The organism is Paenibacillus sabuli (assembly GCF_014705605.1).
In the GTDB taxonomy this organism is placed as follows: domain Bacteria; phylum Bacillota; class Bacilli; order Paenibacillales; family Paenibacillaceae; genus Paenibacillus_D; species Paenibacillus_D sabuli.
The window spans coordinates 57594-71668 of the sequence record NZ_JACXIZ010000028.1 but is presented as its reverse complement, the minus strand read 5'-3'; the positions used below and the strand labels follow the sequence as shown (position 1 = coordinate 71668).

Genomic DNA, 14075 nt, shown 5'->3' with positions numbered 1-14075 from the left:
ATCCGGCGCGCCCCCGCCCGCGCAACAGATCGTCGGCAGCTTGGGCCGCGAACGGCACGCCTTTTTCTTCATGCCGGTTGCAGCAGGCCTCCCCTCATCCATGGTCGATACCGCTACTGTCCTACGGGACAGCGCAGCTGGCTCCGTGCGCCTGCCCGCTGCTTTTTCCGCAACAAAAAAGCTCCCGGCGTCGAGCAAGCCGGAGAGCTTTTATTCGTCATGCAGCTTATACCATACATACAATTCATGCATGGTGAAACCTTCGCATCATGTTGCAACTGCATCACACCGTCTTCGCATCCTACCGCTAACATCATACAGCCTTTGCAATTACATAGCCATTGCACCATTGTGCCTTTCTTTTTATCACTTGGCTTTCGCCCGCTTCATTGTCCCCCTCTCGGCCCGTCCGCGCAGCATCCAGTAGCGAATGCACGCAGTCAGCAGCATCACTGCCATGAGCACGCCCGCCCATAGGAGCGCATTGTCCTGAAGGGCAAGCGGCACGTAAGTTACCGCTAACGCCTCCTTCTCTGCTGTTGTCGATGGTTCGTCGGTTGCGCCGGCTTCTACTGCCTCGTTTTCCACGCCCGCTGCGGCCATCGCAGCGTGCGCACCATAGAGCGGAACGGCATGCGAAGCCGTCGTCGCCGGCCAGGCGAGCGCCAGCGCCATGGCCACTACTGCAATGAACCACATGACCCCACGCCGGCTCGTCCGGCTGCGGGTTGTTGCAGTATCATTTCTCATCGGCAATCACCTCACTATGTAGACGTTAGGGAATGCCAAAAAGTTCCGTTCCTTTACCACATTACCTATAATTATCCACCTTTTGTCCCTGTATGTTGCCCTTCGGCCCCTGCTTTCTGTGCAATTCGACCGATTGTTTGGCACGTTGGCTTTTCACTTTGCACCTCGGCCCGCCTCCTTGCCCCTCGTCCCTTCCGCTGTCACCTCGAAGTGTGGTGTGACGCCGCCCTTGTCGGAGCCGGCCAGCGCAGCCGGCTCCGACTCTCCTTGCTCTCTGTATTCCGTCGGCGTCAAGCCCGTCAATTTTTTGAAGACCTGCGTGAAATATTTGGGGTCCTGATAGCCGACGAGCGGCGCGATTCGATACACCTTGACCTCGGTCTGCCGCAGCAGCGCTTTGGCCTTGGCGATCCGGCAGCGCGTCAGATATTCAAGAAAGGTCAAGCCCGTCTCCTGCTTGAACAAGGCGCAAAAGCGGCTCGTGCTCAGCTCGACCAGCTCCGACAGCTCGTCGATCCCGAGGTCCTCGTGATAGCGGACGGCGATATACTGCTGCGCCCGCTCGATCAGGGCAGCCGCATCCTCGCGCGGCGGACCGACAGAAGCGGCGGCAACCCAGGAGGAGAATGTGCGCGCGGCGGCGTCCAGCATCTCCTCGAGCGTGCTCGCCTCGTCGAGCTGACGCAGCAACGGCTCCGCCGCGCCCTCGACGGCGGGGCTCCAATCGGCGAGCTGGCGATGCACCAGTATGGCCAGCTCGCTCATATACCGCTGCGCCGTCTCCTGCGGCAACAGCGCGCGGCCGAATTCCGCCCGCAGGCGGGCGAGCAGCCCCGCCAGACGGCGCTCGTCGAGCATGCGCGCCGCCTCCACCAGCTCGCGCTCCAGCGCCTTCGGATAACGCGTCTCCGAGGCGGTCGGTTCGGCTCCGGGATCGGCATAGACGCCCGCGCCGCTGCGGCTGAAGCGCTCGCGCAGCGCGCGGCGGCAGCTCTCGTAGGCCGCGCCGAGCCGTTCCATGCCGCAGGCGTCGCCGCTCAGCCCTACCGAATACCGCAGCTTGGTGCAGCGCTCCAGATGGCCGAGCAGCTCCTCGGCCAGCGCCGTCTTGCGGCCGCCCGGCCGGGCCGGCAGCAGCAACACCCATTCGCCGCTGTGAAACGGAAACACCGTAATCGCCCCGCTGCCCTGCGCCCACTCCTCCACAATATTGCGCACCGCAAAAAACCATAGCCGCTGCTCGCCGGCCGCCCAGCGCCGGGCCAGCACCATCAGGCGGTCCAACTGCACGAGCGCCATGAAGTACGGCTGCTCCAGCTCGCTATGCTCCAGCCACTGCATCTGCCTGAGCGGCGCAGGATTGCCCTCGATCAGCTCCGCATACAGCCGCTCGCGCGCCAGCAGCGACAACGCTTGCACGGAATGCCGCAGCCGCTCGTCCATCTGGCGCTGCAAGCGCCGGTCATCGAGCCGAGCGACCGCCCGCGCGAGCATGCCCTCCAGCTCATCGTGATCGATCGGCTTGAGCAGATAATCAAAGGCGCCCTGCCGCAGCGCCTCCCGCGCATAGTCGAACTCGCCGTACCCGCTGATGACGAGGAACACCAGCTCCGGACGCTCGCGCATGACCTCCCGCATCAGCGCGATGCCGTCCAAGCCGGGCATCCGGATATCGCTGATGATCAGGTCGGGCCGGACGCTCGCCGCCAGCTCGAGCGCTGCCTCGCCGCCGCGCGCTTCGCCCGCGATCTCGAGTCGCAGCTCCGTCCATGGGATCGCCGCCCGCAAGCTGCGCAGGATAATCGGCTCGTCGTCGACGAGCAAGACCCGATAGACCGGACGCTGCTCAGGATCGGATCGTGCCATCGCCCCTCCCTCCTCTCACTCGATATATGGAACCGCCAGCCGCTGCTCCCAGTAAGCTGCTGATGAAGCGTCCATCTCCGCCAGCGCGCCTGCCGCGTCCGTCCGGCCGTCGATCAGCTCCGCCGCCTCGCGCAGGAAGTCGCGCTTCACCTCCGGCGCCAACACGTTGTCATACGCCAGGAAGTCGGGCGGCCGCTCCTGCAGCAGACCGAGCACCTGGGCGAATACCGGGTCGGTCCGGCGGGCGTCCAGCGGCATCTGCAGCGCCGGGATGCGCAAGCCCTCGTAAGCGATACGCGTCTGCACCGCCTCGGTGTAGAACGCCTCCATCAGCTCCAGCGCGGCCGTGCGCGCCGCCCCTTGCAGATTGGCGGAGAGCCCGATGCCAATCGTGTAGCCGCCGGCCATCGTGCCCGGCGTCTCTGCCGCGCGCGACGGGAACGGCATCACGCCCACCGCCTCAGGAAAGTCCGGATCGTCCTTGCCGAACAGCGTGATGTCCCAGTTGCCGCTCGCGTACATGGCCGCCTCGCCGCGCGTGAACAGCTCGACCGCCGCCTCGGCGCTGAGCGTATTGGGATCGCCGGCGAATGCGCCCTGCTCGGCCCATCGCGCCAGATGCGCGAGCGCCTGCCGGTAGCCCGGATTGGCGAAGGAGGCCCCCTCCTCGCCGCGAGCCAGCGCCAGGATCTGCTCCGGCCCGGCGTAGCGGTCCATCAGATAATGGGCGTAGATGCCCGCCGGCCAGCGCTCCTGATTGCCGAGTGCAAATGGCGCTACCCCGTCCTCCAGCAGCCGCTCCACCACCGCATCCAGCTCATCCAGCGTGCGCGGCGGCTGCAAGCCGTGCGCACGCAACAGCTCGCGATTGTAATAGAGCGGCTCCGCATGCCCTTCGACCGGCAGTCCGTACACGCGATCGTCGAAGCTCCACTCGCCCAGATCGCGGAAGCGCTCCGCCAGCTGCGTCTCGGCCAGCCAGTCCGTCAGGTCCAGCAGCCGCTCGGCCCGCACGTAGGGCTCGATTTCGGCGCCGCCGAACAGCACGAACAGGTCGGGCGGCGTCCCGGTCACCATCTCGCTCTTGAGCTTCTGCTCGCGATGCACCGTCTGGTCGATGCCCTCGAAGTTCACCTTGACGTGCGGGTGCTCCCGCTCGTAGGCGCGGACCACATCCTCGAAGATCGCCAGCACCTGGCGGTCATGCGCCTGAATCCAGAAGTGGCGCAGCGTCAGCGTCAGCTTGGCTGCCTGCTCCGGCTCGGACGGCTCGGGCCGCGAGGCGAGCCCGACGAGCGCCGTCCCGCTCAACACGACAACATACAGCAGCAGCCAGCCCCATAGCCTCCAGCGGCTCATGCCTCGTCCCCTCCTTCGCGCGCTGCCGCGACCGGCAGCTGCGGCAGGGTCATGCGGATGCGCGAGCCGCCGCCGGTCTCGGAGCAGATCATCAGCCCGCTGCCACCGCCGTATCGGATGCGCAGCCGCTCGTGCACATTGCGCAGCCCGACGCCGCCGCCGCGGGGCGCGGGCGGGGCCGACTCGCCTGCGGCCAGGCGCGCCAGCGCGTCCGGATCGAAGCCCGGGCCGTTGTCGCGGACCTCGATGCAGATCCGGCCGCTGTCGGCGAAGGCTTCCACGCGGACCGCGCCCTTGCCGCGCGCCGGATCGACGGCGTGGTGCAGGGCGTTCTCCACAAGAGGCTGCACGATCAGCTTGGGCACGGGGTAGCCGCCCAGCTCCGCCGGCAGCGCCAGCTCCCAGTCGAAGCTGTCCTCGAAGCGGTACTTCTGAATGTGCAGGTAGTGCCGCACATGCTCGAACTCCGCCTCCAGCGGGATCAGCTCGGCCTTGCCGCTGATGCTGATCCGCAGCAGCTTGCCCAGCGAGACGACCATGCGACTGATGTCCCGGTTGCCCTGGAGCACGGCCATCGAATTGATCGCTTCGAGCGAATTGTAGATGAAGTGCGGGTTGATCTGCGCCAGCAGCGCCTGCAGCTCGGCTTCCTTCTTGAGCCGCTGCTCGGCCTCCACGCGTTCCAGCAGCCCGCCGATCTGCGCGCCCATGCGATTGAAGCCCTCGATCAGCAGATCCGTCTCATCCTCGGCCCGGCGCGGCACCGGCAGCGGCTCGAAGACACGCCGCTGTACGCGCTTCATGCCGCTGACGGCGCTGCTGATCACGCCCACCAGCCGCGCGATGAACAGCCGGTCGAACAGCACCGCCGACAGCAGCGCGAATAGCAGCAGCGCGGCGGCCGTATTGCGAATCGGCTCGAGCTCGGCGCGCAGCAGGGCGGACGGCGTGATCGCCGCCAGCATCCAGCCCGGCTGCTGCGACGGCAGGTACGTCATGAGCGACGACTCGCCGTAGTAGTCGGCTGTCTCGTAGCTGCCGGCGGCGCGGCCGTTCGCCGGGGCCGCCGGCAGCGCCAGCCGCTCGCCGACGTGGTGCCCCGACTTGGCGAATACGACGTCCCCGCTCGCATTGACCAGCAGGATGTCCCCTTGCTGCAGCGTCGCGCTGTCCCAGAATACCTGGTCGAGCAGGTCCGGCTTGACGTGCATGACGAGCACGCCGATATTCGCCAAGGAGTCGAAGTCCTTGATCAGCCGGGCGTGGATCAGCACATCCGTGCCGGCTGCCACGCCGTTCTCCCCGGGTCCGGACCAGACCGGGCGTCCGCCCGCCGCCTCCATCGCGGCATACCAGGATGCCCGCTCGGGCGCGTCGGCTGCTGCGGGCATATTGTAGCCGTACAGCAGCGTGCCGTCCTGGCCGTAGAGGCCGAAGCCCCGCACCATCGGATGCTGCACGAGCAGATGGTTGATCTCCTGACGGCGGTCGTAGCTCATCGGCCTCGCGCCCTGCTTCAGCGCCTGCTGCACGACGGGCTGGGTGATCGCCGCGTTGGTGACGGCGGTGATCTCGCCGAGCGCGTAGCCGAGCTTGCGGTCGGTCTCCAATAGCGATACGCGGTAGAAGGAGACGGACTTCTCCGTAATTGCGCTGGAGAAGGTGTAATACGACACCGCGCCCATCCAGGCGACCGGCAGGAAGATGAGCAGCGCGATAGCGATCCAGTATTTGCGTCTCAGCTTCAGCCTGCTCCCCTCCCCGCCGCGGTTGCAACCGTTTACTCACAGTATACAGCACATCCACCGGTTATTGCCATCAGCTCTTGATCGCGCCGGAGGTCAGTCCGGCGATGAACCAGCGGCTCAGCAGCAGGAAGACGAGCAGCAGCGGCAGCGTGGCCGCAAAGGTCGCCGCCATGATCATGCCGTAATCGAGTCCGTCGCGGGTCGTGAACAGCTGCTGCAGGGCGATCTGGATCGTGTAGCGGCTCTTGTCCTTGAGCACGACGAGCGGCCAGAAGAAGTCGTTCCACGTATTCATGAAGGTCAAGATGCCAAGCGTCGCCATCGCCGGCGTGATGACCGGCACGGCAATCGTCCGGAAGATGCGAAAGTGGCCGCAGCCGTCGATCCGGCCCGCCTCGATCAGCTCGGGGTGGACCGCCGCGCTGATGTATTGCCGCATCCAGAAGATCCCGAAGGCATTGACCATCGCCGGCACGATCAGGGCCCGGAACGTATCGATCCACTGCAGCTCCGCCATGATGACGTAGGTCGGCAGCACGCTCAGCTGCGTCGGCACGAACAGCGTGCCGAGCACGAGTGCGAACAGCAGCCGCTTCAGCGGAAAGCTGTACTTGGCGAAGGCATAACCGGCGAGCGTGCAGAAGAACACGACCGAGAGCGTCACCGTCCCGGAGACGAACACCGAATTGCCGAGCGCCTGGAAAAATTCCGACCGCTCCAGCGCGCGCTCGAAATTGGCGAACAGTTGATCCGAGAGCGTGAGCAGCGGCGGCACGTGGAACACCGCGCCCGCGTCATTGGTAGCGACCACGAGCATCCAGTAGAACGGGAAGGTCGAGACGATCGCGCCCAGGACGAGCAGCCCGTGCATCCACAGCATCGCAGCCCGGTCGCGGCGCGGCAGCCGGGCGGCGCGCGGCGCCCGGCCGGGCTGCGGGCGACCTCCTCCTCGTGCGGTCGTACGAGCATCGAGATTCGCAGCCATCAGCGTCCCCCTCCCGTATCGCCGCCCAGCCGATTCGACACCCACATGTTGACGAGCGAGAACAGGATCGTGATCCCGAGCAGGATCACGGCCGTCGCCGCCGCTGTGCCGAAGAAGCTGTTGCGGAATGCTTCGCTATACAGATAGATGACCATGGTGATGCCCTCCTCGCGGGTAGAGCCCGTGCCCGACTGACCGAGATACACGTACGGCTCGGTGAATAGCTGCAGGCTGCCGATCGTCGAGAGCAGCACCGTGAAGATAATGAACGGCTTCAGCAGCGGCAGCGTGATCGAGAGCAGCTGCTGCACGCGCCCGGCGCCGTCGATGCGGGCCGCTTCGTACAGATCGGCCGGGATGCTCTGCAGGCCGGATAGATAGATGATCGCGTTGTAGCCGGTCCAGCGCCACATCACCATGCTCGCGATCGCCAGCTTGACGCCCCACCAGCCCGAATTCCAGGCGACCGCGCCCAGGCCGGTCTGCTGCAGCAGCCAGTTGGCCATGCCGTTGTTGCCGAAGAAGGTGCTGAACAGCAGCGTCACAGCTACGATTGAGGTGATATTCGGCAGGAAGAACAGCACGCGGAAGATCCGCTTGGTGCGGCCGATCGCCGTATGGAGCATGACGGCGATCAGCAGCGCCAGCACGAGCTGCGGCACGGTGCCGAGCACGCCGATGAGGAGCGTATTGACGAACGACGTCCAGAAGATCGGATCGCTCGTGACGAAGCCGTAATTCTGCCACCCGACGTAGCGCATCGGCCCGAGCGCGTCCCACTTGTAGAATGACAAGTAGATGGTGAACAGGATCGGATACAGGCCGAAGACGGCGAACAACACAAAAAAAGGCGAGATGAACAGGTAGGCGGTCAGGTACCCGCGCCGGGTCTCGCTGAGCCGGCTCCAGCCGGCCCGCGCGGACCCTCCCGCCTGATGCAGCGGTCGTGCCAATGGGCCCTCCCTCCTTTACGTGATTTTAGCTGCGCGCCGCAAGTGTTTTTGCTTTTTGCACGGCGTTTTCCCATTCGGCCTGCGGGTCGCTGCCCTTTTCCATGACATTTTGCAGCGCGTCTTTGAAATAGGTGTCCGTCTGGTCGTGCAGCGGGCCGTAGTAGACCGGCTGCACGCTGACCGCGGCTTCGCCGTACGCCACCGAGATCGCCTGACCGCCGAAGAAGTCGTCGGTGTAGCTCGTGAAGGCCTCGTCCTCGAACAGTGCCGGCGTCGACGGCATCAGCCCCTTGGACTTGAACGTCTCCAGCTGATTCTCCTCGTTGACCAGCCATTCGATAAAGGCATAGGCCTCCTCCGGATGCTCGCCCTCGCGCGGCAGGCTCAGGAAGGAGCCGCCCCAGTTGCCCGCTTGCTCCGGCAGCTGCGCGATTGCCCAATTGCCCGCCGAGTCCGGACCGTTGCTCTTGATGTTGCCGTTCATCCAGGCCGGTCCGAACATGACTGCGAAGCCGCCGTCGTTCGTCGCCTGGCCCCACTCCGGCGACCAGAGCGCCCAATTGCCGATCCAGCCCTCCTGGATGCCTTTTACGGTGTAATCGTAGGCCTCGCGCACCTGCGGATTCGTATCGCCGATGAACGAGCCGTCTTCCTTGCTGTAGTAGATTTCGCCGTCGGCCTGATCGCGCAGGGCGTTGTAGACGAGATCCTTGAGATCGGTGAACGGCTTGCCCGTCCGGGCCGTGAAGTCGGCGGCGACGGTTGCGAATTTGTCCCAGGTGTCGATCATGGCGCCGAATTCGGCGGGATCGGTCGGCAGTCCGGCCGCTCCCGCTACGTCCGTGCGGTAATAAGCGACTGTCGGCGCGATATCCGTAGGCAGTCCGATCTGGAAGTCCCCGTCGACCGACGAGGCCTGCTGCCACTTCCAGTCGAGGTACTTGGACTTGATCGCTTCTGCGCCGAGCTCGTTCAAGTTGTAGAATTTGTCCTCGGCCCCGATGAAGCGCTCCATGAAGCCGATCTCCAGCATGAAGATGTCCGGCGCGCCCGAGCCGGCCGACAGCGCCGTCGTCAGGTTGTTGTGGTGCGCCGTCTGGTCGCCCGTGTTCTGAATGCTGATCTTGACATTCGGATGCTCGGCCGTCCATTGCTCAGCCAGCTCCTCGTAGTTCGTATTGCCGAGCGTCCAGAAGGACAGCTCGATCTGCTCCTCCGGCTCTTCCGGCGGCGCAGGCTCGTTATTCGTACCGCCGTTTGCGCCCGTCGCCGGCGTCTCTTGGTTTGCGCCTCCGTTGTCCCCGTTGGCGTCATTGCCGTTGTCGCCGCTCGAGCAGGCTGCCAGCATGATGACCAGCAGCGCGCCCAGCAGCAGCATTCCGAATCGTTGTTTGCCCCGCATTCCCAGTTCCCCTTCCCTTTTTTACGATTTGGCCCTGCCTTGATTGGCTTGCTTCTTCACTTTAGAGCAGGGAGAGGGGAAGCTAAAGGCGGTATTCTTCCACGATGAGGTTGAAATTTTTCCACGCTTGTATCGGATTCCCAAGCGACTGCAACTGTAGCGCATTGACCGTGCACGGCGATTTATGAGACAATTTTGCGTAAGAGATTGAAGGAGCGGAAGCGGCGGCATGCGCGGCGCGGACGCTGAGAGGAGAAGGCAGTGATAATATGCGTAGCCAAAAGTAACGGGCCGGAGCGGGAAGGGCTGATTCGCAAGCTGAGGCAGCTGCAACCGGAGCCGGAAATCGTGGACGCCCTGTATGGCGAGCAAGCGCTGACGACGATCGTACGGGTGCGCCCTCACCTGGTGATCGCCGACTGGCATATGCCGGAGCTCGGCGGACTGGAGCTGCTCAAGCAGGTCAAGGCTCGGCTGCCGGCTACCGCGTTCGTGCTGTTAAGCGGTTACCGCGAGTTCGACGATGCGCAGCTGGCACTGCGCTGGGGTGCTGCGGATTGCCTGCTCAAGCCGGTCGACAGCCGCCAGCTCGCAGAAGTGGTGGGCCGGCTCATGTTCGAGGCGGCGGCCGAGGCCGGCGGTCCGAGGCCCGCTATGGAAGCGCTACGCAAGCATGTGCTGCATGCGGCGCAACAGTTGGACGCCTCGAGTACCGCCTTCTATCTGGAGCACTGGATGAACCGACTGGAGCGGCTCGACCTGGCCCAGGTCAAGCACGAGGCCGCCTCGCTCATGGCCCTGCTCGACGACGGATTGGTGGGCGACCGCCGCGAGCCTGCGCCAGACCAGTTGCGGGTGGATTATTGGCTCGACTGGGTGGGCGCCGCATCGCACTGGCCCGAGCTGCGCAGCCAGCTGAGACGTTTTATTCTCAAGGGGATCGGCGCACTCTCTTCGCTTGCCTTCCGCAAGGACGTGTCCAAGGCCGGACTGATCCGCCAGGCCGAGACGACGATTGAAGATAGCGGCGGGCTGGCCGTCCTGGAGGAGGTGGCCGGGACGCTCGGCATCCATCCGGTGACGCTCAGCCGTCTCTTCAAGCGGGAGAAGGGCGTGCCGTTCGTCCATTACGCCGCCGCGGTGCGGCTGCGCCATGCCGCCCGGCTGCTGGGCGAGACGGAGCGCTCGATTGCCGCCGTCGCCCAGCAGGCCGGATACCAGGACAGCAAGTATTTCGGACAGCTGTTCAAAAAAGCGTACGGCTGCACACCGAGCGAATTCCGCAAGCGCAGCCTGGCCAGCGGTTACCGGACGCGTCCGGACGGACCGGCTTACTTGTAAAATCTGCGCAAAAAGGAAAGCGCTCGCTTGTGATGGGGATACCGCAGCGGCATATCGAAGGCTGTGCTTTGCCTCAGCACGCTCTTGCGGTGACTGAATGCCTCGAAGCTCGCCCTGCCGTGATAGGCGCCCATGCCGCTGTCCCCGACTCCGCCGAACGGCAGATACGGCGTCGCCAGATGGAACATCGCGTCGTTGACGCAGCCGCCGCCGAAGGAGAGCCGCTGCAGCACCTGCCGCTGGACATCGGCCGATTCGGCGAACAAGTACAATGCCAGCGGCTTGGGCCGCCGCGCGATCTCGCGGATCGCCTCGCCGAGCTCATCGTAGACGAGGATCGGCAGGATCGGGCCGAAGATCTCTTCCTGCATCACCTCATCCTCCAGGTTGACCTCGCCGAGCAGTGTCGGCTCCAGCAGCAGCGTATCCCGATTCCCCTCGCCGCCGTGCAGCAGCTTGCCTTGACCGAGGTAACGCTGCAGTCGATCGTAGTGCCGCTCGTTGACGATATGCGTGAATTCCCCCTGCTCGATCCGCTTCCGATGCATCGTCTCGATCGCGCGCACGAGCGCCTCAATGAACGGCTCGCGCACCGAGCGATGCACATACACATAGTCCGGCGCCACGCAGGTCTGCCCGGCATTGAAAAACTTCGCCCACGCGATCCGCATCGCCGCCACCTCGAGCTTGGCGTCGGCGTGGACAATGCATGGGCTCTTGCCGCCCAGCTCCAGCGTGACCGGCGTCAGGTGGCGGGCCGCCGCTTCCATCACCTGGCGGCCGACCGCGGTCGATCCGGTATAGAAGATGCAGTCGAAGCGTTCGGCGAGCAGCGCCTGCGCCGTCTCGATGCCGCCCAGGACGACGCGGACCGTGCCGTCGTTCAGACAGCCCTCTACGACCTCGCGAATGACGGCCGCCGTCGCCGGCGTTAGCTCCGACGGCTTGACCACCGCGCAATTGCCAGCGGCGATCGCGCCGATCAGCGGCGCGATCGCGAGCTGGAACGGATAATTCCAAGGCGCGATAATGAGCGCGACGCCATACGGCTCGGAATAGACATAGCTGCGCGAGCCGATATGGGTCGCCGGCGTCCGGACGCGCTTGGGCCGGCTCCAGCGTTTCATCCGCTTGACGACGAAGCGAATCTCTGCGAGCAGCGAGCTGACCTCGGACAGATAGGCTTCATATTCCGTCTTGTTCAGATCGGCGCGCAGCGCCGCCAGGATGCGGGGCTCCGCAGCCTGAATCGCATCGTGCAGCGCGCGCAGTCTGGCCACGCGACGCCCGAGCTCGCGGGTCGCACCCTCTTCATAGCCCTGACGCAGCTCCTGGACCAGCGCTGGAATTGGTTCGTTCATAAGATCGCCCCTTTCGTTCCAGTCGATTATTTCCCGGGCAATGGCTCACGAGCCAATGTAGCGGTCGTACAGCGCCTGTGCTCGGCCGAGATCGGTCGTACCCTGCACCAGCACGCGACCGTCGGGGAACAGCACGAGCCGCTCGTCTTGTCCGAGGGACACCCGCAGCAAGTACGGATTGCGCTGGACATCTCCGATTGAGGCCAATCGTTCTGCCCATGCAGCCAGATCGAGCGGCCGCCGACCCGCGATCTGCACGCTGTCGCGCCCGCACAAGGTGACCGCACCCGGCTCTGCCTCCTCTAGCGCCGGGTATGCATGCCTCGCGCATACCGGACAGTCTTCCCGTGCCGGGGGAAGTTTCATATCGAAGCGCTGATCGTGCCAGACGTCCAGGGTGAGCAGCTTCTCGCGCACGGCGCCGTGTCCGGCGACGATATACTTGAGCGCCTCAACAGCCTGGAAGGACGCGATGATGTCGATGATCGGCGATATGACGCCGACCGTGTCACAGGTCGGTCCACCGCCTTCCTGGGCGCCGACCAGACAGCGATAGCAGCATGTGCGGCCCGGTATAAAAATAGCCGTCATGCCGTGCGCGCGGACCGCACCGCCGTAGATAAAAGGGATGCCGCAACGGAAGCATGCATCGCTCAGCAGCAGTCGTGTCTGGAAATTATCCGTGCCATCGAGCACCAGGTCCATCCCCTGCAGCAGCTCGCCTACATTGTGCGGCCCGACATCGGCGATGTGCGCCTCCAGTGCAACCTCGCTGTTGACAGCGCCCAGCTTGTCCCGTGCCGCGACAACCTTGGGCTGGCAGGCGGCGGCATCTGCCTCGTCGTAGAGCATCTGCCGCTGCAGATTGCTCGGCTCCACGTAGTCGCGATCGACCATCCGCACGGTTCCGATCCCCGAGCGCACCATGTGATTGGCGAGCACCGTGCCAAGCGCGCCCATTCCGACGATCAGCACGCGCGCCTGCCGGATACGCAGCTGGCCCACTTCCCCGATCGGCGCGAACAAGCGCTGTCTGGAGTAGCGATCGTCCATTGGTTTATCTTCTTCCTTCATCCGCTCTCGCCTCCGGGACAGATTCTTGTTCTCATTATAGCTCAAGCTCGTCTTCGCCCCAAGGCGAAACGCGCACCGCCGTGCTTTGGCGGCGGTGCGCACATCCTCGCCTGCCTCCCACACACGCAGTAGCGTTACTTTCTCGCTCTATTGCCAGTCAACTTGGCATCTCGAAGAAATGAAGCGCCTTATGACCGTCAGTAGTTGCAGCGCACAGCAGTGAACCGCTTATTATCGTGACGGGTCTGCGGCAACTCTAAATTCCATTTCATTTAGACAAAAAGAAAAGCTCTTGAGCCCCCTAATTCACTCATTAATTTTTTGCATTTTTTCACACAAAAATCAAAATTGCTTTGAAATCGGATAATGCAAGAACATATCTCTTGATTTTTGTGAAATCCTCATATCCCGAGGGAATGAAGGCAAAAAAAAGCGGACTTGAAGATAGCATTGGTTGTAATAAAGCAAATTTGAGTTGCGCGACTCATGCGACCCAATTGATGGATTTTGATGAAGGGAATACGAACGGAAGGAATACGCCTGACAGAACAGGCCAAAGGACTGACGTTTAGAAGTGTGGTGGAAAAGTGCTAGGGTGGCCGAATATGAGATGAAATTCGCCCAAGGCGAACCGTCTGTCGCTGTCCTCTGGCGACGGCACAAGTTACGTTCCGAGAAATCCAGACAAGTATAAGGCCAGCAAAATCGAATTTCGAGCACGGCGGCTTTATTTTTCATCGCTTATTTTTCATCGTACTTTATAAAGACTTTCTAGAAGAGTAGCGGAATTGTACCGAGTTGGATCGAATGGAAGACTCGATGATCCAGCCGAACGAACTTTCGCTCGAAAATGATATGAAAATGCCGTTTTCACAAGAAAAAGAGGGAGGGCATGTTAGAATTACGATAGGAATCGTCAATTTTCGAGCTCAAACCTACCATAGTGACGGTAACCCACAACAAAGAGTGGCGATTCGCGCATCCTCTGTCGATCAGATCGCAATCTGATTTTGTCCACAGACTTATCCACAAATATAGAGTTATTATCCCCAATTGTTGATAACCGGTGGATGAGGGAATCACAATTGAAGGATGAGAGGTGAGGCCAAACAGGCCGGCCGCTCTGCGCAAGAGGCAGAGCGGCCGGCCTGAAAAGGAGCAGTGTGCGGAGGTACTGCTCTGGCGCCGGTGGGAGAATTGGCTCGGCACGTCGCAACTGCCGTATGGAGGAGCTAG

At 63.3% G+C, this 14075-nt stretch carries 11 protein-coding genes; 2 read left to right on the top strand and 9 right to left on the bottom strand.

The window, feature by feature from the left end; translation table 11 throughout:
• Positions 1-366: 366 nt before the first annotated feature.
• From IDH44_RS16960 to IDH44_RS16930, 7 genes are all read right to left on the bottom strand, one after another.
• Entirely contained in the window at positions 367-750 is a 384-nt protein-coding gene (locus IDH44_RS16960; protein ID WP_190919677.1) for a hypothetical protein, read from the bottom strand.
• Positions 751-903: 153 nt separating this feature from the next.
• The gene (locus IDH44_RS16955; protein WP_190919675.1) at positions 904-2616 is read right to left on the bottom strand and encodes a response regulator; all 1713 of its coding nucleotides are present in this window, start codon (positions 2614-2616) and stop codon (positions 904-906) included.
• A gap of 15 nt (positions 2617-2631) precedes the next feature.
• Complete coding sequence (locus IDH44_RS16950) at positions 2632-3975, bottom strand: ABC transporter substrate-binding protein (protein WP_190919673.1); 1344 nt, start codon at positions 3973-3975, stop codon at positions 2632-2634.
• Entirely contained in the window at positions 3972-5660 is a 1689-nt protein-coding gene (locus tag IDH44_RS16945) for a sensor histidine kinase (protein ID WP_317890202.1), read from the bottom strand. Before IDH44_RS16945 ends, IDH44_RS16950 begins: the two co-directional genes overlap by 4 nt.
• A gap of 133 nt (positions 5661-5793) precedes the next feature.
• Entirely contained in the window at positions 5794-6603 is an 810-nt protein-coding gene (locus tag IDH44_RS16940; RefSeq protein WP_190919800.1) for a carbohydrate ABC transporter permease, read from the bottom strand.
• Positions 6604-6707: 104 nt separating this feature from the next.
• Entirely contained in the window at positions 6708-7661 is a 954-nt protein-coding gene (locus tag IDH44_RS16935; protein WP_190919671.1) for a carbohydrate ABC transporter permease, read from the bottom strand.
• 25 nt (positions 7662-7686) lie between these two features.
• Positions 7687-9063: an ABC transporter substrate-binding protein gene (locus IDH44_RS16930; protein WP_190919670.1), complete on the bottom strand. Its 1377-nt coding sequence runs from the start codon at positions 9061-9063 to the stop codon at positions 7687-7689.
• Positions 9064-9324: 261 nt separating this feature from the next.
• Here IDH44_RS16930 and IDH44_RS16925 point away from each other — a divergent pair, with 261 nt between their 5' ends.
• The gene (locus IDH44_RS16925) at positions 9325-10404 is read left to right on the top strand and encodes a response regulator transcription factor (protein WP_190919668.1); all 1080 of its coding nucleotides are present in this window, start codon (positions 9325-9327) and stop codon (positions 10402-10404) included.
• Here the strand turns inward: IDH44_RS16925 and IDH44_RS16920 are convergent.
• Positions 10395-11765 carry an aldehyde dehydrogenase gene (locus IDH44_RS16920; RefSeq protein WP_190919666.1) on the bottom strand — a complete coding sequence of 457 codons (1371 nt, stop codon included), beginning with the start codon at positions 11763-11765 and terminating at the stop codon, positions 10395-10397. The genes IDH44_RS16925 and IDH44_RS16920 overlap by 10 nt on opposite strands.
• A gap of 45 nt (positions 11766-11810) precedes the next feature.
• On the bottom strand, positions 11811-12839 hold the full coding sequence (locus IDH44_RS16915; RefSeq protein ID WP_223869768.1) for a ThiF family adenylyltransferase: 1029 nt from the start codon (positions 12837-12839) through the stop codon (positions 11811-11813).
• Positions 12840-13658: 819 nt separating this feature from the next.
• Between IDH44_RS16915 and IDH44_RS16910 the strand changes: the two genes are divergently transcribed.
• Positions 13659-13847: a hypothetical protein gene (locus tag IDH44_RS16910; RefSeq protein ID WP_190919664.1), complete on the top strand. Its 189-nt coding sequence runs from the start codon at positions 13659-13661 to the stop codon at positions 13845-13847.
• The last annotated feature ends 228 nt before the right edge of the window (positions 13848-14075 follow it).

Excerpts from the sequence above, each read along its gene's own strand:
- IDH44_RS16960 (WP_190919677.1), bottom strand. The coding sequence starts at position 750 with ATGAGAAATGATACTGCAACAACCCGCAGCCGGACGAGCCGGCGTGGG.
- IDH44_RS16955 (WP_190919675.1), bottom strand. The coding sequence starts at position 2,616 with ATGGCACGATCCGATCCTGAGCAGCGTCCGGTCTATCGGGTCTTGCTC.
- IDH44_RS16950 (WP_190919673.1), bottom strand. The coding sequence starts at position 3,975 with ATGAGCCGCTGGAGGCTATGGGGCTGGCTGCTGCTGTATGTTGTCGTG.
- IDH44_RS16945 (WP_317890202.1), bottom strand. The coding sequence starts at position 5,660 with ATGGGCGCGGTGTCGTATTACACCTTCTCCAGCGCAATTACGGAGAAG.
- IDH44_RS16940 (WP_190919800.1), bottom strand. The coding sequence starts at position 6,603 with ATGCTGTGGATGCACGGGCTGCTCGTCCTGGGCGCGATCGTCTCGACC.
- IDH44_RS16930 (WP_190919670.1), bottom strand. The coding sequence starts at position 9,063 with ATGCGGGGCAAACAACGATTCGGAATGCTGCTGCTGGGCGCGCTGCTG.
- IDH44_RS16920 (WP_190919666.1), bottom strand. The coding sequence starts at position 11,765 with ATGAACGAACCAATTCCAGCGCTGGTCCAGGAGCTGCGTCAGGGCTAT.
- IDH44_RS16915 (WP_223869768.1), bottom strand. The coding sequence starts at position 12,839 with ATGAAGGAAGAAGATAAACCAATGGACGATCGCTACTCCAGACAGCGC.
- IDH44_RS16910 (WP_190919664.1), top strand. The coding sequence starts at position 13,659 with ATGATCCAGCCGAACGAACTTTCGCTCGAAAATGATATGAAAATGCCG.